Raw genomic sequence first — 21,573 nt, 5'->3', positions numbered from 1 at the left:
TGCTTAAGGTATAATAAGCATTTACATGTAATCCATAGGAGGTATGAAGATGTATTTCAAAGATTTTGAGGAGCTGGAAAAGTCTTTCCACGCATCGGAAAAGAAGACTGTAGTAGTGGCTGCTGCACAGGACCAGTCAGCGCTGACCGCGGTGAACAGATGCAAGAAGGAAGGACTGATTGATGCGATACTGGTTGGTGACGAGGCTTTGATCAAGGAAGAAATTAAGGCCTTTGACGGTGAAATGGATGATGCAAAGATCATCCACGCGGCTACGTTGGAGGAGGCAGCGAAGAAAACCTGTGCGTGTGTGAAAAACGGTGAGGCTGATTTCATTTTAAAAGGAAAGATAGATACAGGTATTTTGCTGAAAGCTGTAGTAGCGGAGGAATCAGGTTTGCGTACCGGCCGCCTGATGAGTCATCTGGCATTTCTTAAGATACCTAATTATCACAAGATCTTGGTGTTGACTGATAGTGGAATGGTCTTATATCCGACGCTTGAACAGAAAAAGGAAATTATTGAAAATGCAGTGAATAGTCTGCAAAACATGGGATACGATACACCTAAGGTAGGTGTGCTGGCCGCTGTAGAAAAGGTGAATCCTAAGCAGCCGGAGACAGAGGATGCAGCAAAGCTGGCAGAAATGAACCGAAATGGACAGATCAGGGATTGCATTGTAGAAGGACCGCTTTCCTATGATATCCTTATGAGTAAGACTTCCGCTCATAAAAAAGGTTTCGACAGTGATTTGGTAGGCGACGCTGATATTATGGTTGTTCCTAATATGCCATGCGGTAATATTTTGGGTAAGGCGTTAGTCTTCTCTGCTGAGGCTGATATGGCAGGACTTATCGTAGGTGCAAAGGCGCCGATAGCGCTTACTTCCAGAGGAGCGACAGAAAAGGAAAAGCGACAGTCTCTGCTTTTGGCTGCAGCATGTGCAAGGAGGATGAAATAGATGGCAGAATATATTTTAGTGATTAATCCAGGATCAACATCTACGAAAGTGGCTGTTTACAATGGAGAAAAGGAGCTGCATAGCAGCAGTATCGACCATCCGGCGGAGGATTTAAGAAGCTTTACGGAGGTAAATGATCAGCTGCAGTTTCGAAAACGAGATGTGTTGGCTTATTTAAAGTCCCAGAATTTGCGTGTAACCGATCTGTCTGCAATCGCTGCGAGAGGTGGTGTACTTGGGCAATTGGAAAGCGGAGCCTATTTGGTGAACGAGGCTTTTGTTGAAGCTTCACTTCATTCTCCCGCGCCGCATCCTTCCAATTTAGCTGCGGTTATTGGATATGAAATGATCAGAGAGTCAGGCGCTGAGATCAATACCTATATTTACGATGCGGTTTGCGGCTGCGGAACGCCTGAGCGGTTATTTACCTATACAGGTGTGCCGGAGATCAAGAAACCTTTTGTTACCCACGTGCTAAATAGCCGGGCAGTCAGCATAGAACAGGCAAAGCGCGACGGGAAGGAATTGGAAGAAACCTGCTATATTGTCTGCCATTTAGGTGGAGGTGTTACAAGCAATTTGGTAAAGGAAGGAAAAATCCTGGAATTTGTCGGCGATGATGAAGGAGGCTTTTCACCTGAGCGTTCCGGCGGCGTACCCTGCCGCGAATTGGTGAAATACTGTTTCCGCAGTGGACTTTCAGAAAAAGAGGTGCAGAAAAGGTTAAAGGGTCAGGGTGGATTAACAGCCTATCTGGGCGTTAACGATGCCAGAGCAGTGGAAAAAATGGCTTTTGAAGAAAAAGATGAGAAAGCAAGGGAAGTTTATGACGCTATGATTATGCAGCTCTCCAAGGATATTGGAAGTCTGGCGCCGGTTGTTTGCGGTAATGTGGATAAAATAATTCTGACCGGAGGTATGGCTTACTCAGAATATCTGACTGAAGAAATGAAAAAAAGGGTAGGCTTCATCGCGCCGGTAGCAGTTATTCCGGGGACCTATGAGATGGAAGCTTTGGCAAAAGGTATTCATAGAGTTCTTAACGGAAAAGAAAAAGCGCATATATTATAAGGATGAATGGAAATATTGCTCTTTAGTATTTAATATGGCAACCGGCAGCTTGTTGTCGTTAGCTATCAGATGATTTGACAGCTGTATATTCGAACTCTTTTCTGCAAAGAATAGGCGTATTCTAATTTGAAAAGAGGGTTTGTTTATGTGGCTTTTCATGGCATGTATTGCGGCAGTGTTAATCGGCGTTTCTACAATTCTGTCGAAAATCGGTATTAAGGACGCCGATCCTTATGCTACCGGAGCGGTAACAAATACGGTGCTTCTGATAGCTTTTGCCGGAACAGCGGCCTTTACGGGCGTATTTGGACAAATTCCTGAGATGGGAATGTGGACCTGGGTCAGCATAGGTGCATCTGGCGTTATTCTGTCCATATCCTGGGTTTTCTATTTTCTCGGTCTGGCAGGTGGTAGCGTCAGCGTGTTTCTTGCGATACAGAGCTTGACTATTGTGGTGTCTATGGCGCTTTGCGCTATTTTTATAAAAGAGAAAATAACAATGTTTATGATCCTGGGGACGGTAATGATCATAACGGGAACACTTCTTATGATGGATAAACAGGAGCTGTCGGCGTTGAAGAATAAAAATATCCTAAAAAGTGATCAACGATGGATTTTATTTTCCGCTTTATCAGCCATCTTTGCATCTGTTTCTTACGTCATTGTAAAGGCTGACCGGGCGCCTATTGATACGAATGTGACCAGCATGTTTCGATATATCATCGTAGTTTCTGTCTTATGGATGATTTTTGTTTGCAAGAAAAAAGGTTCTCAGCTGAGAAAAATCACAGGAAAGACCTGGATTTTTATCCTGTTGGGAGCGGCGGCAAGCGGCGCGGGACACGTACTGGTATATAAGTCATTGTATCTGGGAAAGGCGGCGGTTATCATGACTATTTACCGCATGGGTATGGTGATCTCTATTATTTTATCCCGCTTTTTCCTTCATGAAAAATTAAGCAAAAAGGGATGGCTGGGATTTGTTCTTTTGGCGGCAGGCGTTGCTGTATTTGCTGTAGGAAGATAGAAGATTAGTATTGCCAAAGGTATTAAACGTGTGCTATACTATATAAGTGCGTAGGATGTGATTTGTTAGCTCAGCTGGGAGAGCACTTGGGTGACAACCAAGAGGTCGGCAGTTCGAGCCTGCCACAAATCACCAAGATGTTGAAAAACCAAGGATTACAGATTGTATATTCCTTGGTTTTTTGTTATTTCTATGTATTTAACCACTTTTTAATTCAGATTCACAGGATCACATCAGTCCTCTATTGCTATCCGCGCGGCGGTTTCACCATGGATGATAGTCGTATCAAAGAGGGGGATATCCGTGTTTTCCTGCTGCATCAGAAGACCGATTTCGGTGCAGCCGAGAATGATGCCTTCTGCCCCCTGTGAAGTCAGCCTTTCGGCAATACGGTAGAATTCTGCGGAGGACGCCTCCTTGACGATACCAAAGCCTGTTTCTTCGTATAATACCTTGTCGATAAAGGTCCGATCGTCCTCATTGGGAATGATAACCTCTAACCCTCTCTGTTCCAGTCTGCCGCGATAAAAGTCTTGTTCCATGGTAATACGAGTACCCATAAGGCCGATGCGGCGGATACCCTTTGTGAGAATTGCATCAGCAGTAGCGTCAGCGATGTGCAGCAGAGGCGTTTTTATGTGTGCCTGCAGAAATGGCGCGTGTTTGTGCATTGTATTGGAGCAGATGATATAGAAATCACAGCCTGCCGCTTCGATTTGCCGGGCGCCCTCCAGCAGAACCAGTTCCTGCTCATTCTTGCGTGTGATAAAGACTTCCTGCAGATTTACATTGGCAAGAACCATTTTAGCACAGTTGTATTCCCCCAGCTTATTCGCGATGTAGTTGTTGATATATTCGTACATTTGCAGTGAGGAGTGCCAGGACAGGCCTCCGATCATACCAATTGTTTTCATGAGATATACCTCCTGGGAAAAGATTTGTGAGCTTTCTTTTTAGTTTACTCCACAGACTTGTAAAAGTCAATGGAACGCATGAAGTAAGAAGGTCAGTCTAAGTCGTTAGTCTTATTTCAGCCCGTCATGTCACTTCTTTGAGGTGCGGCGCATATCAATATACGGTATCTTGACAGGTAGAGTTTGCAATTCAAACCGGTTAAAGTCATGCAATTTTTAAGTTCCATAGATATTTTCAGGAGGTGACATTATGGAAACACAAAAAGTCACGGATGTAGGCGGCAGCGCCAGCAAAGGCCAATTTAAAAGCAATTTCGGCTTTTTAATGGCAGCCGTGGGTTCAGCTGTAGGATTGGGAAACCTGTGGGGATTTCCGTATAAGATGGGGAATGGAGGCGGATTTGCCTTTCTGATTCTGTACCTGCTCATGGCATTCTTTATCGGTTATCCGTGTATGTTGGGCGAGTTTGCTATTGGAAGAAAGGGAGGCAAGGCTGCTATAGGTTCCTATGAGCGATTGGGTAAGAAGTATATCTTTAATGGTTGGATAGCAACCATTGTCCCGTTCTTTTTACTGACCTTCTACTGTGTGCTGGGAGGATATGTGCTGAAGTACCTTTTAGCAAACATCGGAGATATTTTCGGCGCAGACTGGGGCGTTAACGGAGCAGACAGCGGCGCCTTCTTCGAAGGATTTGTCGGAAGCGGCGCGCCGGCGTTGGTCTTCACTGCTATATACATCATAGCGACAGTTCTGATTGTAATGGGCGGCGTATCCGGCGGTATTGAAAAGTTTTGTACAATTGCAATGCCGGGATTGGCTATCCTGCTGATCATTACTGTAATCAGAAGCTGCACGCTGCCGGGAGCTGCGGAAGGATTAACCTTTATCTTTAAGCCGAATTTCGAAGTTTTTAAAGGTACCGGTTGGATAACTGTATTAGCTTCCGCGGGAGGACAGATTTTCTTCTCTCTGTCATTAGCTTCATCCTGTATGATTGTATACGGATCCTATCTGGATAAAAAAGAAAATTTGGAGAAAAATGCTGTATTAGTACCTATTATGGATACATCTGTAGCGCTCTTAGCATCTCTGGCAACGATACCCGCCACCTTTGCAGCAGGTATGGAACCGGCAGCAGGTCCGGGAATGCTATTTGTAACTCTACAGACAGTCTTCAATTCCATGGGCAGCGCCGGTCCGATTTTTGGAACGATGTTTTATTTGCTGGTTCTTTTCGCGGCGTTGACGTCATCTATCGGTATGCTGGAAGGCGCTGTGTCCGCGTTTATGGATCGAGCGATTGATAAAGGCAAAACCCCTAGCCGGGCGAAAATCAGTTGGGCGATCATCGGTATCACCACCATCGGCTCAATTATCGTATCTATAGATGCTTTGGGAGCAGGACCGATGCCGAAGCCGTTTGGTTTATCAACCTGGCTGGACGCATTTGATCTGTTTGCGGAGGGATTCATGATGCCAGGCGGATGCTTAGTCATGGCTATCATATTAGGTTGGATAAAGCCCGATTATATCGATGATGAAGTCCGTTTAGGCAGCGCGTATAAGACGAAGCAGTTCGTGGGATTCTGCCTGAAATGGATTGTGCCAGTCTTCCTGGTATTTATCCTGGTGGGCCAGATGAACAGCTTCTTCGGTCTGGGATTGTTCTAGTTTTTATCAAAGGGTATTCGCCGGAAGCTCCTCAACACGTCGTTGAGGGGCGGCTGGCGGAACTTTTTTTGTAGACATTTGCCTTCATAGCGTATAAAATGAAAATAGAAGTATGTTATTGGAGGAAAACTATGAAAACATTTGAGAGATTTTTGAAGTATGTTATGTTTGAAACTATGTCAGACGAGAGCAGTCAGACTGTACCTAGCACACCGGGTCAGAAGGTTTTAGGACAGGCCCTGGTAGACGAGATAAAGGATTTTGGCATAGAAGACGTATATATGAATGAAAAGGGGTATGTTTATGGAAGTGTGCCGTCTAATATAGAAAAGGACGTGCCAGTGATTGGATTTATCGCTCATGTTGATACAGCTGACGCCCATCCGTCACCGAAAATTACTCCGAGAATTATTGAAAAGTATGACGGCAGTGTCATTCAGTTGGCGCAGGACGTCGTGTTGGATCCGGCGGCAGACGTTAATATGCGCAATGCTGTTGGTTGTGATATTATCGTTACTGACGGAACAACTTTGCTGGGTGGAGATGATAAAGCAGGCGTGGCAGAAATTGTGACGGCCTTGGAGTATCTGGCGAAGCATCAGGATTTCAAACACGGGAGGATCGTATTTTCGTTTACCCCTGATGAGGAAATCGGTACAAGTCAGGATAATTTTGACGTGGAGGCCTTCGGTGCGAAATTTGCTTACACTGTGGACGGCGCGGATTTTGGCGATATTGAATACGAGAATTTTAACGGCGCGTCAGCTGTCATTGATGTAAAGGGTGTTACAACTCACCCGGGGGAAGCCAAGGATAAGATGAAGAATGCATCGCTAATCGCTATGGAATTTGACGCTATGCTGCCTCCATGGGAACGGCCTGAGCATACGGAGGATTATGAAGGATTCTATCATTTGATGCATGTAGAGGGTGATTGTGAGCGCTGCAGACTGCGGTATATTATACGTGAACATGATTTCGACAAGTTTGAACAGAAGAAAGAGCTTGTGAAGCAGGCAGCAGCTATGCTCAATGCTAAATATGGCGAAGGTACAGTGACAGCGGAGGTGAAAGACGGTTACCGTAATATGTCAGAGATGGTACGGCCGCACATGCACCTAATCGATTTTGCCAAAGATGCAATCGCGGAATGCGGATTTACACCGCGAGTGCCTGCTATCCGCGGCGGTACTGACGGATCAGAATTGTCGTTTAAGGGCGTGCCGTGTCCGAATCTGGGAACAGGTTCATTCAACCATCATTCCGTCAGTGAGGTAGCCAATATTGACCATATGGAAAAATGCACGGAAGTGATCCTCCGCATTATCGGAAAATATGCTGAATTTGAGGAATAAGAATATAACAATTTAGCAAGTTTCATGAAAATCCCCAAAGCTTTGAATTTGGGGATTTTTTATGTGAAGAAGTGATAGAAAGCCGCGTGAATTGGCAAAAAAGTTTCTTTAAATGAAATGGATTTACTGAAAATTTCTTTTAGTGAAACGGCATGGTGTTTGCGTTAAAAAGTATGACAGTGGTATGATTTTCCTATCAAATGATAAGGAGCGATGTAAAATGAAACAGGATACCATGTGGGCGCTGGTCAAAGAGAAAGCCGCGCCAGGACTTACGAGAAAACGGGTGCCGGTGCCGGAAGTAGGCGAAGGCGATGTAAAAATCAAAATTCATAAGACTGCGATTTGCGGCACAGACGTACACATTTATCAGTGGAATCAGTGGGCGCAGGATACGATTCCCCTTGGTCTTACTGCAGGGCATGAGTACGTTGGAGAGATTGTAGAAGTAGGCAGCGGTGTGAAGGACTTTGCGGCAGGGGATATCGTCTCCGGCGAGGGACATATTACCTGCGGCGTTTGCAGAAATTGTCTGGAAGGGCACAAGGAAAACTGTAAGGACGCCAAAGGTGTCGGCGTCAATCGAAACGGCGCTTTTGCGGAATATTTGGTTATTCCGAAGGAAAATGTATGGAAATGCAGCGAGGATATTCCGGAAGAATTGTACGCGATTTTCGATCCATTTGGAAACGCGGTGCATACGGCGCTGTCCTACGATACGCTGGGTGAGGATGTTCTCATCGCAGGCGCAGGACCGATTGGATGCATGGCGGCTGCCGTTGCCAGATTTTCCGGCGCGCGTCATGTGGTGGTGACCGACTTTAATCCGTACCGCTTGGAGTTGGCGGCAAAAATGGGCGCGGACAGAACGGTAAATCTGTCTTCTGAAAATCTGCAGGATGTCATGGAAAACCTTGGAATGCGGGAAGGCTTTGATATCGGCATGGAAATGTCGGGAAGTCCGGCAGGGCTTGACACCATGATAAAATCCATGAAGCACGGTGGAAAGATTGCCCTGCTTGGATTGCAGGGAAAACATACACCGGTGGATTTAGAGACGGTTATTTTTAATGGCCTCAATCTCAGAGGAATTTACGGCAGAAAGGTCTGGGATACCTGGTACAAGATGACGGTACTGCTGCAGTCAGGACTGGATATTTCCGGCATGATTACCCACCGCTTTGATGCGGCGGACTACGAAAAAGGGTTTGAAGCGATGATTTCCGGCAATGCCGGCAAGGTCATTTTAGATTGGACGAAGGGAGAATAACCATGGAAAGAAAAGAAAATTTACTGGCATATTATACAAAGGAAATCGAAGAAATCAAGGCGGCAAGCCTTTACAAGAACGAGCTTGAAATCACCTCTATGCAGGGACCTCACGTGACACTAGCAGACGGCCGGTGCGTCATCAACATGTGCGCCAACAACTATCTGGGACTGTCTGACAGCGCGCGGCTTTCGGAGGCGGCAAAGAAGACGCTGGATCAAAGAGGCTACGGCATGTCCTCGGTGCGTTTTATCTGCGGTACCCAGGACATTCATAAAACTCTGGAGGCAAAACTTGCCGAGTTCTTCAGCATGGAGGACACGATTTTGTATGCATCCTGCTTTGACGCCAACGGCGGACTTTTTGAGACGATTTTAACGGAAGCAGATGCGGTCATCAGCGATGAACTGAATCACGCTTCGATTATCGACGGCATTCGCCTGTGCAAAGCAAAGCGCTTCCGGTACAAGAATAACGACATGGAAGATCTTGAGAAGCGTTTGCAGGAAGCGGATGCTGCCGGCGCCAGAATCAAGCTGATTGCTACAGACGGCGTTTTCTCCATGGACGGTATCATTGCCAATCTTTCCGGCATCTGTGATCTGGCGGACCAGTACAATGCGCTGGTCATGGTGGATGACAGCCATGCCGCGGGATTTGTGGGAAAGACAGGGCGCGGCACACCGGAATACTGCGGCGTGCAGGGGCGAATCGATATTTTGACCGGTACGCTGGGAAAAGCCCTCGGCGGCGCTTCCGGTGGCTATACCTGCGCGCGGAAAGAAATTGTGGAGCTGCTGCGGCAGAGAAGCAGACCGTATCTGTTTTCCAATACCCTTGCGCCGTCTATTGCGGGGGCAAGTCTGGAAGTCTTGCGGATGCTGGCGGGTAGTACCGACCTTCGCGATCATTTAGAAGAAATTACGGCGTATTATCGGGGCAGGCTCACAGAGGAAGGCTTTGACGTGATTGAAGGCGTGCACCCGTGTGTGCCGGTGATGCTTTACGATGAAAAGCTGGCGGTGGAATACGCGAAGAAAATGGTAGAGCAGGGCGTGTATGTGGTGGCGTTCTCCTACCCTGTCGTACCGAAAGGAAAGGCGAGAATCAGAACCCAGCTCAGCGCCGGTCATACGAAGGAGGATATCGACTTTATTGTGGAAGCGTTTAAAAAGACCAGAGCGGAGATTGGGAGATAAAGAAAAGATGTGAATGCATCCCTGCTTTCTAGTAATGGAAGCAGGGATGATTTGTGTAGAAAAATTTTTCGCCGGAAACTGTCTTTTGACACATTGCACAAAAAAAACAAGGTAATGTGTCAGATTTAAACTTCTTGTTTTTGCAAAAATGACACATTGCCTGTCTATTCACGTTAAAAGTGTCAAAAAACAATTAATCATATTATGTAATTACATTAAACCAAGCGGCGGTTATTCACATTTTCTGTAAATATGCAGTCTTAAACCCAAGCCGAAATGCAGGAATCTGACACATTTGAATTGAAATCGCACCTGTTGTGTCAAATTTGCAAAAACCGAAGAATCAAAAATGACACATTATGCTCAAAACTATGTTGATTGTGTCAGAAATGATGTTGTTCGATAATTTACCAGATTTTTATGTGTTTGCACTTAAGTATAGAGCTTCTCTACTGCCGCTCCACGGTCAGCATATTATCCCGCTTAAGACGCTGGATATCCTCTTTGTTGAAGAGGAGCAGTGCCCGCAGCTCTTCGGTTTCCGCAAGCTGTGTGTCGGACAGAACCACTTTGATTGCGTTAGGCGTCATCGTGGTGTAAGAAATGCTGGAGAGAAGTCCCATGCTGTGACCGTTGTTATCAAGACTTTCCATGCAGCAGAGGAAGGTGTGCTCCGTGCTGTTTCGGCGGTTGACAAACTGGTAGTTTAAAATCGGTCCTTCTTTGGACATGGAACCTTCGTAAAGTCCACGGCACTTTTCCAGCTGGTCAAAGTCGGGGACATCGTAAAAAAAGGTCACATCGACATTGCCCTCTGCGTCTGTGTAGTGGTCAAGGACGCTTTTAGTAATTTTGCTGCCTTTGCGAGCGTAGGAATAGAGATACTGCCGGATTGCCGCACTTCCCGGCGCAGCGCCGTTTTCGGAAAAAGTGGGCGCCGCCATCAGTTTCGCCGGAGACACGCAAAGCACACCCGCGATTTCGTAAAAGGTTGCAAGATCGATGGAAATCAGACCGTTTTCGTATTTGGAAACAGAGGCTTTGCTCTTGTGAATTTTGGCGGCAAATTCCTGCAGGGAAAGTCCCAGCGCCAGCCGGTAAGTGCGGATCTGTCTTCCTGTTTCTTTCAGACGGTCGTTCAAAGCGGGGTTCCTCCATAGGTCGTAAGTTTCTAAGAAAAGCATAGCACGGCGCAGCAGAAATTACAATAGAAAAACACGCTGGTACACGGCAAAGGCACAAAAATCCGCAGAACTGTTGCGTCATATCGATTCTGACACAATCTGTGCAAATTTGAGCGTAAAGTGTCATATTTCTTTTTTTGGTTATTGCGAATTTGACACAATGAGTGCGATTTTAACCTAAATATGTCAGATTTCTGTATTTTGACTTGTATTTGAGTTCGATGATTTACAGAAAATGTAAATAGCTTCGTAAAATTCAATATTATTACATAATATTATTAATTGATTTCTGACACTTTCTGTGGAAAAAGACAGGTAAAATGTCATTTCTTCAAAAACACGAATTTAAAATCTGACACTTTACCGTGACTTTGGGGCACAATGTGTCAGAAAGGATATGAAAGCCTTTGCGAGGGATTTGAAATCAATCTATCTGGCACCGGATGAGAAACAAGGATATGAAGCATTGCAGATTGTAACAGAAAAATGGAATGATAAATATCCAAATGCGGTGAAGAGCTGGGAGCAGAACTGGGATGTATTAACGCCTAGCTTCAAATTCTCTACAGATGTGAGAAAAGTTATCTATACGACCAATGCCATCGAAAGTCTGAACAGTACTTACAAGAAGCTGAATCGCCAGCGCACAGTATTCCCAAACGACAAGGCGCTATTGAAATCACTGTATCTTGCAACCTTACAGGCAACGAAGAAATGGACACAGCCTTTAAGAAACTGGGGTAAAGTTTATGGAGAATTTTCCATCATGTATGGGGATCGTTTTCCTGTTTAATACAGATTAAAAGCATACAAGGACTCCTTCTGAGAAAGGAGTCCTTGACATGGCTAAAAACATGTATTATATTATTTTCAACTAAGACCTTTTGAAATTTCAAAGGTTTCATAGTTTCAAATTACCATAGAAGGTAATTTACAGACTTTTTTTCAAAGTCTTGGCAAGAATGGAAATCCGAATGCTCCTGGAGGATTGTGAATCAAGAAACGCACGTCTTAAGGAAGTAATGACTCTGATTGAAGAGTTAGTAAATCAGATTCCGATGACAGAGAAGCTGTTGGAGATTAAGGGTGTGGGAATCAAGACAGTGTCAGGATTTCTTGCAGAAGTAGGCGATATTGGTGGCTTTAACAATCCGAAAGAACTGCAGAAACTTGCAGGACTGGCATTGGTTGAAAACAGTTCCGGAAAGCATAAGGGTAAGACAACAATAAGCAGAAGAGAACGAAAAAGACCCAGATATCTGCTCTTTGAGGTTACAATGTCGCTTGTTGCAAAGAAACCGGAGTTCAGAGCACTCCACGTATACTATACGACCAGAAAGCTGAACCCTTTAAAGAAGATGCAGTCACTTATGGCGATTGCAGCAAAATTACTTCGTGCCTTTTATGCGATATTGACAAAAGGTGTGGACTATGATCCAAAGAAGATGGTTAGTGATATCAAGAGACCAGCAGTTTATCTGCAGGCAGCATAAGTAAGACAAGTAATGATAGAGGGCTGTCGTCAAGGCAGTCACTGAACAAAGCAGGATGTAACAGATAGCGTCCACGAATTACAGTGCTGATACAGGAAGCGAGTCGGTAATCAAAAATACAAAGAATGAGCCAGTAGTCGGTAGAAATAAATTCCATGGGACGTAGACCCCGTTAGGGAGCAAAGCTGACACCCTGGTTATGGGCAGACAGGACGAAGGAAGTTAGGACCTCTGGAAACAGAGATGATCCTGTTGGATATAGGAGGTTAGCTGCCATAGAGAGATGGGTGTACACAAGGCCAGTAAAGCGAAGGCAAAGACGTTTTATTTCGTATACCTTTTAGCCACTATTTCAGTACCTGATACATCGAAATGCACATGGCTATGCATTATTCGCTGATATATATGAATTAAAAAGTAAATATTTTTATTAAAAAATATTTGATTATATGAGGATGATATAAAATGAAAAAAATTGCAATAATAGCAACGGAAAAGGAATATGCCAAATATCTGAAAGAAACTCTTGAGAAGTATATCGGAAAATATGCACAATCAAACGAGTATTCTTTAGAGGAGTTTGAATCACTTATGATTATAGAAGAGGAATATGGAATTGTTGCTAGCTCAAATGTTATGCATCGTGTGCGTAAAAAGGCTGGGATGGATATGGAAGTGATATTGATATCACTTTCTCTTAGCAAAATGCAAATGAAAATGTTGGAAGCTTTGCCCAAGGGAGCAAAAGCGCTACTTGTTAATATTGATTATAGCCATTGCATGAGGCTGATGGAATTGTTATATAATGGCGGATTCTCTGATGTGGAATTGTTTCCGTATTTTGGAATTGGTGAATATGATCGGGACATAAAGTTTGCAATTACGCCTAATGAATTGCAACTGATTCCAGAGGGTATAGAAACTGTGATAAATTTGGGCGAATCTGTTATAAACATGGATGTGCTGTACTTGATTGCTGAAAAAATCGGAGTGTATAATGAATTCGTGGAGAATGAAGCGTATGAAATTCGGAAAGAGTTTTTTTCGAATATGGATAAATTGCTCGATGAACGAAAGACTTTAAGAGAGAGTATTAAAATATTTATCCAGTTTCTAGAAGAAGGTATTATTCTTATTGATGAAAATAAAAGAATTTACTTATGTAATAAAACTGCGTCAGAAATGATGTTGCCAAGGACAAAGCGACTAGACGGAAGTTATGTGTATGATATATTTCCGGAATTAAAGAATAAAAAGGATATTCAGTTTATAAAACTTGAGCAAGAAAGACTATGCATATCGACTTTTGAATTGAAACAAGGCGAAGAAATTCTAGGGAATATTATTTTTCTTTCAAGATGGGAAGAACCGTTAAAGCAAAAAATAAATTCTGAGTTGAGTGATGCGCCACATGGCGCTCGGTTCACTTTTGAGGAGATTATTGGGGAAAGTCAAATCATTAAAGAAAAAATTGAATATGCAAAGAGAATTGCAAAGAACAATTATCCGGTGTTAATTACGGGCGAAAGTGGCACTGGAAAAGAGGTTTTTGCACAAAGCATACATAATGAATCAGAACGATGCGGATTTAATTTTGTTGCGATAAATTGCGCGGCTATTCCAGAAAATCTATTGGAAAGTGAATTGTTTGGATATGCAAGAGGTGCATTTACGGGAGCAAATAAAGAAGGAAAAGTTGGTTTGTTTGAGTTAGCGCATAAGGGTACTCTTTTTCTTGATGAAATAGGTGAAATGCCGCTTTTATTACAAGCTAAACTCTTAAGGGTACTTGAAGAACATAGAATTATGCCAGTGGGAGCGAATAAGACGATTTCTGTTGATGTAAGAATTATAGCAGCTACAAACAAGAATTTGTATGATATGGTAAAACGCAAATTGTTTAGAGAAGATTTATATTATCGAATTAATGTGCTACCGTTGGAGCTACAAAGTCTTAAGGAAAGGCCGGAAGATATTTTGCCTCTTTTTTATTATTATGCAGGGAATGTAAATAAGAAGATTATCCTTACGAAAGAGGCGGAGAAAAAAATTCTATCGCACACATGGCATGGCAATGTGCGTGAATTAAGGAATATGGTTGAATACTTGACATGCTATAATAAAAGAATTATTGATGTAGATGCATTTCCTCCAAGCTGGGAAGAAGATACAGTGATAGAAGAAGATGCGGAGGGATACGAGGAAACAATGTCAGATTCTTTAATGGAAAAATTTATTTTGTTGGAAGGAAGAAATATTTCGCTACATAGAGTGGTCTTAAACGTGCTGAAGGAGAGCTGTGAAAAAGGTGAAAAACCTGGGCGTGTTAGAATGTTAGAACGTATTGGAGAGGATAATCCGCACATCACAGAAGGAGATATCAGGTATTCTTTGAAAGTGCTTTCTGAGTATGGATTCGCTATAGCAGGACGAGGAAGGTCAGGTACTGTGATTTCTAAGGAGGGGAAAGCAATTTTGAGGCATTTGGAATACGATAGGATTGGCTTTATAAGAAAGTAAAATGATGACAAGATGCTAACGGAATTCTTTTATAATTAGGCTTTATAGGTTTAAATGTTACCTATAAAGCCTATTTTTTTATTGAACCTAAGAATATTTTGAGAGCATGAAATGCGGATTTGGGTAATTTAGGGGAAGAATCCCTTTTTGTCTGATTTTGAGTTTGGCATGGATTTTGCGACTTTAAAATAGTGTAATTACATTTAATAACCGTGTGCTAGCAAATGGGATGAACAAATAGGAAGGAGAAATATTATGGAAGGTATATTTTCATTTATAAACGATGCATTTGCAAGCGTTGTTCCTGTAGCTGATTTTTTGTGGGATTTCCCAACAAATTATGAGTGGTATGCTAGTATCCCTATTTTAGGGAGGTTTTCTTTGCTGATCCTCTTATTGCTTGGCGGTGGCTTGTACTTCACACTCAAACTGGGGTTTGTCCAGATTAGAGATTTTAAAACGGGCTTCAAATTGTTAATGTCTAAAAAGGAAGCAACAATCGGTGAAAGTCCGGTAGGGGCATTTTTAATCAGTATGGCGTGTAGAGTTGGTGCAGGCAATATTGTAGGCGTAACAGGGGCGGTTACACTGGGAGGACCTGGTGCCATTTTCTGGATGTGGATTTCTGCATGTCTTGGTATGGCTACAGCGTTTAGTGAATCAACTTTAGCGCAATTATTTAAAGAAAGAAGAGGCAATGAATACGTAGGAGGTTTCACATTTTACGTTCAAAAGGTATGGAAAAATAAAAAATGGGTGGGATTTATTTTGTGCATATTGTACTTGATATATAATCTATTAAGTATTCCGGCACATACATTCCATGTATTCACTGGTATTAGTTCTATTGTTAATGAATTTTCCGGTCATACAACCGAGATCAATGAACCGATATATTATGTTGTTGCAGCAGCAATTATAATTATCGTTGCGGTTTTGACCTTTGGCGGCATTAAAAGAGCGATTAAATTCTCAAATAAAATAGTTCCCTTTATGGCAATTTCATTTGTGGCAATCGTACTGCTATTAATCATTATTAATATTACAAAATTCCCTGCTTTCCTTTCCGCAGTATTTGTAGGTGCATTTAAACCTGCTGCGATTTTTGGCGGTGCATTTGGAGCAGCATTATCCAATGGATTAAAACGAGGCCTGATATCAAATGAAGCAGGTATGGGTACTGCCACACAAGCAGCATCCATTGCTGATGCAAATCATCCTTGTGAACAGGGCTTTATGCAGGCAATAGGTGTATTTATTGACACGGTTATTATTTGTACGCTTACAGGTTTCATTATCACAGCAGGAACCATTTGGGAAAATCCTGCCTATGATTGGGAAAGCCTTAAATTAGACAAAATTGGAACGTATGTTGCTTCTGTTAAGGAGCTTGTTCCAGGAGATGGAGCCTTTGATACAGTAATCGTAATACTCTTCCTTCTGGCATTTACAATATTTGCGTTCACAACTTTGCTTTGCGATATGACTTATTCAGAAATTGCCGCAAATAAGATTTCAAGCAAGAAAGAGTTTATTACACTGATACGAGTATTGTGTGCGCTGATTTTTGTTCCGATTGGAACCATTACAGTTCTTTCCGGAATGGGTCTGGACAATTTATGGTATGTATCTGATTTGATTAACGCATTGATTGTCTTTATTAACCTGCCGACACTGCTTGTGGCAAGTAAGCTAGTTAAAAAAGTATATGTCGACTATAAAAATAGTAATGGAGCACGATTTGTTTCAACTAATGTTGGGATAGAGACAGAGGCATGGTCAGAAGAAATGAAATTGGAATATGAAAGGACGGAAGAAAAGGAGGAAATATGAAGATAAAAGCCGTTATGCCAGATAAAGCAATGGATAGCGAAACCCTTGAGCTAAGAGGAAAAATGTTGTCGGAGGTCTTATCTGATGATGTAGAACTGTCTGTGGGTTGTATAAAGGAAGGACCTGACGAACTTGATTGTCATACAGATGAAGCTTTTGCCGCACCTGAATTAATCAGGGAAGCCATAAAAGCCGAAGCGGAAGGTTACGAGGCGTTTGTAATGTACTGCTTTAGTGATGTGGCGGTGGATGCAATCAGAGAGAATGTGCGTATACCGGTAATTGGACCGGGAGAGCTGACGTTGGCAATTGCAAGTTTAATGTGCAATAGATTCTGTGTGATTACTACAGAAAGCAGTAATATTCCCAGAACATATCGTCGATTGATGAAAAACTGTATTGCGCAGACAAAGATGACATCTGTAAAAGCTTTGGATATTCCGATTCATGAATTAAGAGCAGATAAAAATGTGACACAAAAGTATCTTCTTGATGTATGCAGAAAGGCAGTTATAGAGGAAAATGCAGATGGAATCATTTTAGGCTGCCTCGGAATGGCGGAATACGGAGATTATATTGAAGCTAATTTGCCTGTCAAGGTTTTCGATCCAGCATTTCTTTCTGTAGCGTTTGCTGAATTTTGTGTAAGAACAGGTGTAAGACATATTTCGGATATGTATACGCCATTTACAAATAAAAGCAATATAAAACTTTAGGAGAAGGGATTAAGAGAAGTTTAAGATTGAAGGAGTAGTTATGAACGGGATAAAATGGCCGGAAGGAAAGAAGTCGGCAGTTATGTTCACTTTTGATGTGGACGGAGATACAACTTGGGAGAACGGAAATCGAGGACTGCCTAACGGAGAGAAATATATCAAATCCAAATCCATCGGGCAGTATGGGCCAAAGCGGTGCGTGGATAGAATTTTGGATAAACTGAACGAGTATAATGTCAAGGCAACATTTTATGTACCGGGACTGAGTGCAGAACGTTACCCGGAAGTGATTAAAAGAATTGCAGCGGCGGGGCACGAGATTGGTCATCACGGTTATGCACATGAACGTTTTGCAGGATGTACTGTAGAAGAACAGATTGAAATTATTGAAAAAACTCAAAAAATATTCAAGGAACTGATTGGTCATGAAGTCACTGGTTTTCGCACGCCGTCAGGAGACTGGTCTATCGAAACGCCGAAGCTGCTCTGTGAGAGAGGGTTTCGCTATTCCAGTTCCATGCGAGGGGACGATCGGCCTTACAGAACTATCATTGATGGAGAGGAGACGGATTTTATCGAGATCCCAACCAAATGGGAAGTAGATGACTATGTAGCGATGGCTTATAATATGTATCCGGCAGAACCAGCCGGACAGGATCGGATATCTTGTTATCGTTGTGTAGAAGATAACTTTCTAAGAGAATTTAAAGGACATCACAAATACGGATTGTGTATTTCCTTTATGAGCCACCCACAGGTTATCGGCTCTCCAGGCAGGATAAAAATTCTGGATCACCTATTAGCAGAAGTCACAAAACATGACGATGTATGGGTCGCCACAGGAAGCGAGATTGCTGATTGGTATCGGGCGAACCATCTGAAAGGGGAGGTGAAGTAGATGTATATAGAGAAACCAATTTGGCCGAAGAAAAAAGAATGTGCGACAATGATTAGCATCAACTTGAACGCTGAATTATTTTGGCTACAGCTGGATTCAGCCTGTATCAATATGCCGAAAACTTTGTCTCTAGGACAGTATGGCATGACTAGAGGCGTGGATCGATTAATGAGTGTACTGGAAGAACGTGATTTGAAGGCGACTTTCTTTGTACCCGGCTGGGTAGCGGAACAATATCCGGAAAAAGTCTGTGCAATTAAAGATGCAGGGCATGAGATTGCAGGACTGGGCTATCATCATGAACATATGGCCTTGCTGTCAGAAGATGAACAGGAAGATGCTATGGCTAAATGCGTTGCAGCAATCGAAAAGGTTTGCGGCATCAGACCGAAGGGATTTAGAAGTCCAGAAGGAGAATTGACTTTGGATACTTTGCGTATTGCCAGAAAATATGGTATGGCGTATTCCAGCAATCTTGGTGATGATGACAGACCATATGCGAAAGATTTAGGAAACGGAGAGACAATCCTAGAAATTCCCATACATTGGGTCAATTATGATTTGCCCTACTTTGCATTCAATTATAAACCAGCATTTCCGGCAGGTCAGGGTAGGATAGCAAATTATACAGGTGTATTATCCAACTGGAAAGATGAGTTTGACGGTTGTAGAGAATACGGACTCTGTTATGTATTACAGCTGGATCCGGCTACTATCGCTGCTCCAGGTAGGATAGGATTGCTCGAGGAAATGCTGGACTATATGCGCTCTTACGATGATGTGTGGTTTGCGACGGGCGAAGATATTTTAAATTATATGAGATAAAATATATCACTTAAAATTAATAAAAGGAAGGCTAAAATTATGGCAGAACTAAAACACTTTATTGAAACAGATGATTTTACTAAAGAAGAATATCTTGAGATGCTCAAGGTAATCAAAACGTTAAAAGATGCAGAGAGAAAAGGAATCAGACTCCCGCTCTTGAAGGATCAGTCCCTGGCAATGATGTTTGACCAGCCGTCCACCAGAACCAGAGTTTCCTTTGAGGCAGCTATGACACAGCTTGGAGGACATGCACTGTATCTGGAAACCAAGACGCTCCACTGCGGTGAAGACAGAGAAACCATCAAGGATACCGCGCAGGTACTGTCCGGTATGTGCGATGCCATCGAAATTCGTACCGAATCTCAGGATACCATCATTGAGCTTGCAAAGTACTCTGACGTACCTGTATTCAGCGGTATGAGCTCCAAATGCATGCATCCAACTCAGGCGCTGTGCGACCTGTTCACGATGACAGAATATATGCCGGAAGGCAAGAAAATCGAAGATCTGGTGTATATGTTCATCGGCGATAATTCCGTACTGGGCGATAACATCGGCGGCGTATGCAGAACTGAAGCAAGACTGCTTTCCAAAATGGGCGTAACCTTTATCTCCTGCGCACCGAAGGAAGCAGAAATGGCACCGGAAGACGTAGCGTACTGCAAGGCAGAAATGGAAAAATCCGGCGGTAAATTCATTCAGACAGATGATCCGTATGAATACATCGACCAGGTTGACTTTATCGCCACAGACGCATGGTGGTATCACGGCAGTGACCATCTGAAGGATAAGAAGATTGCGACCTTCTTCCCTAAGTATTCTGTAAATAAGGAACTACTGTCCAAGGCAAAACCTTCCATTAAGGTAATGCACAATCTGCCTGGAAACAGAGGCTATGAGATTTCTGACGAGGTATGGGATAGCGACCAGTCCGTTTTGATTCCGCAGGCAGAAAACAGATTACATACTGAAAAGGGTCTGTTGGTTTACTTCATGTATCCGCTTTTGGAAGAAAGACAGAAACAGCGTAAACAGAAGGATGTAGACTACTACATCAATGAAATTGATGCGTTAGTTCTCGGGAAATAAAAAATTTAAATGATATGAGGAAGGTGAATACAGTTGACAAAGATGGAAGAAAGAATTATTGAGGCGGTTGAGGCCAGAAGAGAGGATTTTATAAGATTCTTTCGTGAACTAGTACAGTGTAAAAGCTATACAAAGCATGAACAGGAAGTTGCAAAAAAACTCATTGATGGTTTGAAGGCAAGAGGTTTTGATGATGTGGGAGTCATTGAAAGGGCTCCTGGTCGCCCTAATGTTGTTGCTTATTATCGGGGTGTTGAAGATGGCCCAACGTGCACCTTTAATGGCCATTTGGATGTTATTCCTGCACAAGATGAGTCGGAATGGGAGCACCAGCCGTTTGACGGGGATATTGAAGATGGTAAGCTGTATGGACGTGGCACTGTGGACATGAAGAGTGGAACTTTTAGCTCCTTTTTTGCAGGAATCGTATTGAATGATCTTCAAATTCCTATCCGAGGTAATGTAATGTTTACAGGTGTTTGCGATGAACTGATTTGCGGAAAGGATGGTATTCTATATCTTCTTAAAGAAGGATATATCAAGAAAACGCATCCTGATGATTTTGGTATTAATTGTGAACCAACGAATCTCTGCGAAATGAATGTTGCAACTAAAGGTGTATTCCGAGTTGATATTGTTATCATTGGTAAGGGTGCTTTTAATGCGAGACCATATCTAGGTATTAGTGCAATTGATAAGGCGGCGAAGCTGATTGAAGCTATTCAAGAACTGCACGAAAAAATCAGTACAGACCCAAATCATGTTCATCCTTTGATTGCGCCTAGAAGTGTACAGGTTGCAATGATTGATGGAGGAGAGGCATCAAATGTTGTGCCTGACCGTTGCAAGTTAACTGTAACACGCAGATTGCATCCTGGTGAAACAACAGAAGAGTGCATGAAGGATTATCAAGATATTATTGATAGACTGCATGAGGAAGATCCAGAATTCCAGGCAGAAATTCACCCATGGGAGGGATTCCGTCCGCCGGTTGAGGTGGATGAAAATGCGCCTGTAGTGGATGCTGTTCGCCGTGCACTTAAGAGGGTAAACGGTACAGAATTGGCATTGACTGGCAGCGAAGGTGGCACTGACGCTTCCCATGTAGTTGCACAGACGGGAATTCCTATGCCTGTCTTTGGACCGGGAGACCATTTGCTGTTAGGCACAATATATGAACACGTAAGCTTGGATGACTTCATTGATGCGATTAAAATATATGTATTGAGCGTATACTATATGATGGGAATTCGAGAAGCTGAATAATTATTAGAGAATATAATATAGAGGCTTTACGCATGCCGCACTTTAGTCATATGGTCGAGGTGCGGCATGTATTTTTCGATACATTATGAGGTCGCATTATATATAAAACCACTCATGTAAGGAGCAGTTTCTTTATACATGCATCCATGACTTGGTACAATGAAATAAACTGGAATTTGCAGATGAATTTCTTGAACTTTGAGACTGTGAAAAAAAGTCTGTAAATAGGTAAAAGAAAAAGGCCTTCTATGGTAAAATCAAATTATCATAGGAG

The 21,573-nt window shown here is 42.8% G+C and carries 17 protein-coding genes, 1 tRNA gene and 1 pseudogene; 17 read left to right on the top strand and 2 right to left on the bottom strand.

Annotated features, from left to right (window positions below; translation table 11 throughout):
• Positions 1-49 precede the first annotated feature (49 nt).
• The 4 genes from ACPW7J_RS12445 to ACPW7J_RS12430 all read left to right on the top strand — a co-directional run bounded on the left by ACPW7J_RS12445 (position 50) and on the right by ACPW7J_RS12430 (position 3,194).
• Entirely contained in the window at positions 50-961 is a 912-nt protein-coding gene (locus tag ACPW7J_RS12445; RefSeq protein WP_161875178.1) for a bifunctional enoyl-CoA hydratase/phosphate acetyltransferase, read from the top strand.
• On the top strand, positions 962-2,032 hold the full coding sequence (gene buk / locus ACPW7J_RS12440) for a butyrate kinase (protein ID WP_424960141.1): 1,071 nt from the start codon (positions 962-964) through the stop codon (positions 2,030-2,032).
• Positions 2,033-2,177: 145 nt separating this feature from the next.
• The gene (locus ACPW7J_RS12435; RefSeq protein ID WP_424960140.1) at positions 2,178-3,059 is read left to right on the top strand and encodes an EamA family transporter; all 882 of its coding nucleotides are present in this window, start codon (positions 2,178-2,180) and stop codon (positions 3,057-3,059) included.
• Between the two features lie 59 nt (positions 3,060-3,118).
• A tRNA-Val gene (locus ACPW7J_RS12430) sits at positions 3,119-3,194 on the top strand.
• Between the two features lie 98 nt (positions 3,195-3,292).
• Here ACPW7J_RS12430 and ACPW7J_RS12425 read toward each other — a convergent pair.
• Positions 3,293-3,973, bottom strand: coding sequence for an amino acid racemase (locus ACPW7J_RS12425; protein ID WP_161875181.1), 681 nt, complete (start codon positions 3,971-3,973; stop codon positions 3,293-3,295).
• A 250-nt stretch (positions 3,974-4,223) separates the two neighbouring features.
• Between ACPW7J_RS12425 and ACPW7J_RS12420 the strand changes: the two genes are divergently transcribed.
• From ACPW7J_RS12420 to ACPW7J_RS12405, 4 genes are all read left to right on the top strand, one after another.
• The gene (locus tag ACPW7J_RS12420) at positions 4,224-5,648 is read left to right on the top strand and encodes a sodium-dependent transporter (protein WP_424960139.1); all 1,425 of its coding nucleotides are present in this window, start codon (positions 4,224-4,226) and stop codon (positions 5,646-5,648) included.
• 131 nt (positions 5,649-5,779) lie between these two features.
• Positions 5,780-7,003, top strand: coding sequence for a peptidase T (pepT, locus tag ACPW7J_RS12415; RefSeq protein WP_424960138.1), 1,224 nt, complete (start codon positions 5,780-5,782; stop codon positions 7,001-7,003).
• A gap of 220 nt (positions 7,004-7,223) precedes the next feature.
• Positions 7,224-8,273 carry an L-threonine 3-dehydrogenase gene (tdh, locus tag ACPW7J_RS12410; protein ID WP_424960137.1) on the top strand — a complete coding sequence of 350 codons (1,050 nt, stop codon included), beginning with the start codon at positions 7,224-7,226 and terminating at the stop codon, positions 8,271-8,273.
• 2 nt (positions 8,274-8,275) lie between these two features.
• Positions 8,276-9,472, top strand: coding sequence for a glycine C-acetyltransferase (locus tag ACPW7J_RS12405; RefSeq protein WP_425755378.1), 1,197 nt, complete (start codon positions 8,276-8,278; stop codon positions 9,470-9,472).
• A 449-nt stretch (positions 9,473-9,921) separates the two neighbouring features.
• Here the strand turns inward: ACPW7J_RS12405 and ACPW7J_RS12400 are convergent, their stop codons facing one another.
• Positions 9,922-10,614: a helix-turn-helix domain-containing protein gene (locus ACPW7J_RS12400; RefSeq protein ID WP_425755377.1), complete on the bottom strand. Its 693-nt coding sequence runs from the start codon at positions 10,612-10,614 to the stop codon at positions 9,922-9,924.
• Positions 10,615-11,047: 433 nt separating this feature from the next.
• On the opposite strand from ACPW7J_RS12400, the pseudogene ACPW7J_RS12395 reads away from it, so the two are divergent.
• The 9 genes and pseudogenes from ACPW7J_RS12395 to ACPW7J_RS12355 all read left to right on the top strand — a co-directional run.
• A pseudogene (locus tag ACPW7J_RS12395) lies at positions 11,048-11,449 on the top strand (transposase); the annotation flags it as partial.
• A gap of 229 nt (positions 11,450-11,678) precedes the next feature.
• Positions 11,679-12,149: a transposase gene (locus ACPW7J_RS12390; protein ID WP_425755376.1), complete on the top strand. Its 471-nt coding sequence runs from the start codon at positions 11,679-11,681 to the stop codon at positions 12,147-12,149.
• A gap of 465 nt (positions 12,150-12,614) precedes the next feature.
• Positions 12,615-14,669, top strand: coding sequence for a sigma-54 interaction domain-containing protein (locus ACPW7J_RS12385; RefSeq protein ID WP_425755375.1), 2,055 nt, complete (start codon positions 12,615-12,617; stop codon positions 14,667-14,669).
• Between the two features lie 255 nt (positions 14,670-14,924).
• Positions 14,925-16,502, top strand: coding sequence for an alanine/glycine:cation symporter family protein (locus ACPW7J_RS12380; protein WP_425755374.1), 1,578 nt, complete (start codon positions 14,925-14,927; stop codon positions 16,500-16,502).
• Entirely contained in the window at positions 16,499-17,218 is a 720-nt protein-coding gene (locus ACPW7J_RS12375) for an aspartate/glutamate racemase family protein (RefSeq protein ID WP_425755373.1), read from the top strand. Before ACPW7J_RS12380 ends, ACPW7J_RS12375 begins: the two co-directional genes overlap by 4 nt.
• Before the next feature lie 40 nt (positions 17,219-17,258).
• Positions 17,259-18,116 carry a polysaccharide deacetylase family protein gene (locus ACPW7J_RS12370; RefSeq protein ID WP_425755372.1) on the top strand — a complete coding sequence of 286 codons (858 nt, stop codon included), beginning with the start codon at positions 17,259-17,261 and terminating at the stop codon, positions 18,114-18,116.
• Positions 18,117-18,941 carry a polysaccharide deacetylase family protein gene (locus ACPW7J_RS12365; protein WP_425755371.1) on the top strand — a complete coding sequence of 275 codons (825 nt, stop codon included), beginning with the start codon at positions 18,117-18,119 and terminating at the stop codon, positions 18,939-18,941. It abuts the gene before it with no gap.
• 39 nt (positions 18,942-18,980) lie between these two features.
• Positions 18,981-20,033, top strand: coding sequence for an ornithine carbamoyltransferase (gene argF / locus ACPW7J_RS12360; protein ID WP_425755370.1), 1,053 nt, complete (start codon positions 18,981-18,983; stop codon positions 20,031-20,033).
• Between the two features lie 42 nt (positions 20,034-20,075).
• Complete coding sequence (locus ACPW7J_RS12355) at positions 20,076-21,299, top strand: M20 family metallopeptidase (protein ID WP_425757525.1); 1,224 nt, start codon at positions 20,076-20,078, stop codon at positions 21,297-21,299.
• Positions 21,300-21,573 lie beyond the last annotated feature (274 nt).

Origin of the sequence: Ihubacter sp. rT4E-8 (assembly GCF_049852125.1) — a bacterium.
Classification (GTDB): Bacteria; Bacillota; Clostridia; order Peptostreptococcales; family Anaerovoracaceae; genus Senimuribacter.
Note: the sequence above shows the minus strand (reverse complement) of the source record. Positions and strands in the feature narration are given on the sequence as shown.

What these genes read in the sequence shown, in the direction of transcription:
- argF (WP_425755370.1), top strand. Translation starts at nt 18,981, where the DNA reads ATGGCAGAACTAAAACACTTTATTGAAACAGATGATTTTACTAAAGAA.
- ACPW7J_RS12370 (WP_425755372.1), top strand. Translation starts at nt 17,259, where the DNA reads ATGAACGGGATAAAATGGCCGGAAGGAAAGAAGTCGGCAGTTATGTTC.
- ACPW7J_RS12355 (WP_425757525.1), top strand. Translation starts at nt 20,076, where the DNA reads ATGGAAGAAAGAATTATTGAGGCGGTTGAGGCCAGAAGAGAGGATTTT.
- buk (WP_424960141.1), top strand. Translation starts at nt 962, where the DNA reads ATGGCAGAATATATTTTAGTGATTAATCCAGGATCAACATCTACGAAA.
- ACPW7J_RS12420 (WP_424960139.1), top strand. Translation starts at nt 4,224, where the DNA reads ATGGAAACACAAAAAGTCACGGATGTAGGCGGCAGCGCCAGCAAAGGC.
- ACPW7J_RS12445 (WP_161875178.1), top strand. Translation starts at nt 50, where the DNA reads ATGTATTTCAAAGATTTTGAGGAGCTGGAAAAGTCTTTCCACGCATCG.
- ACPW7J_RS12380 (WP_425755374.1), top strand. Translation starts at nt 14,925, where the DNA reads ATGGAAGGTATATTTTCATTTATAAACGATGCATTTGCAAGCGTTGTT.
- tdh (WP_424960137.1), top strand. Translation starts at nt 7,224, where the DNA reads ATGAAACAGGATACCATGTGGGCGCTGGTCAAAGAGAAAGCCGCGCCA.
- pepT (WP_424960138.1), top strand. Translation starts at nt 5,780, where the DNA reads ATGAAAACATTTGAGAGATTTTTGAAGTATGTTATGTTTGAAACTATG.
- ACPW7J_RS12385 (WP_425755375.1), top strand. Translation starts at nt 12,615, where the DNA reads ATGAAAAAAATTGCAATAATAGCAACGGAAAAGGAATATGCCAAATAT.
- ACPW7J_RS12365 (WP_425755371.1), top strand. Translation starts at nt 18,117, where the DNA reads ATGTATATAGAGAAACCAATTTGGCCGAAGAAAAAAGAATGTGCGACA.
- ACPW7J_RS12435 (WP_424960140.1), top strand. Translation starts at nt 2,178, where the DNA reads ATGTGGCTTTTCATGGCATGTATTGCGGCAGTGTTAATCGGCGTTTCT.
- ACPW7J_RS12405 (WP_425755378.1), top strand. Translation starts at nt 8,276, where the DNA reads ATGGAAAGAAAAGAAAATTTACTGGCATATTATACAAAGGAAATCGAA.
- ACPW7J_RS12425 (WP_161875181.1), bottom strand. Translation starts at nt 3,973, where the DNA reads ATGAAAACAATTGGTATGATCGGAGGCCTGTCCTGGCACTCCTCACTG.
- ACPW7J_RS12375 (WP_425755373.1), top strand. Translation starts at nt 16,499, where the DNA reads ATGAAGATAAAAGCCGTTATGCCAGATAAAGCAATGGATAGCGAAACC.
- ACPW7J_RS12390 (WP_425755376.1), top strand. Translation starts at nt 11,679, where the DNA reads ATGACTCTGATTGAAGAGTTAGTAAATCAGATTCCGATGACAGAGAAG.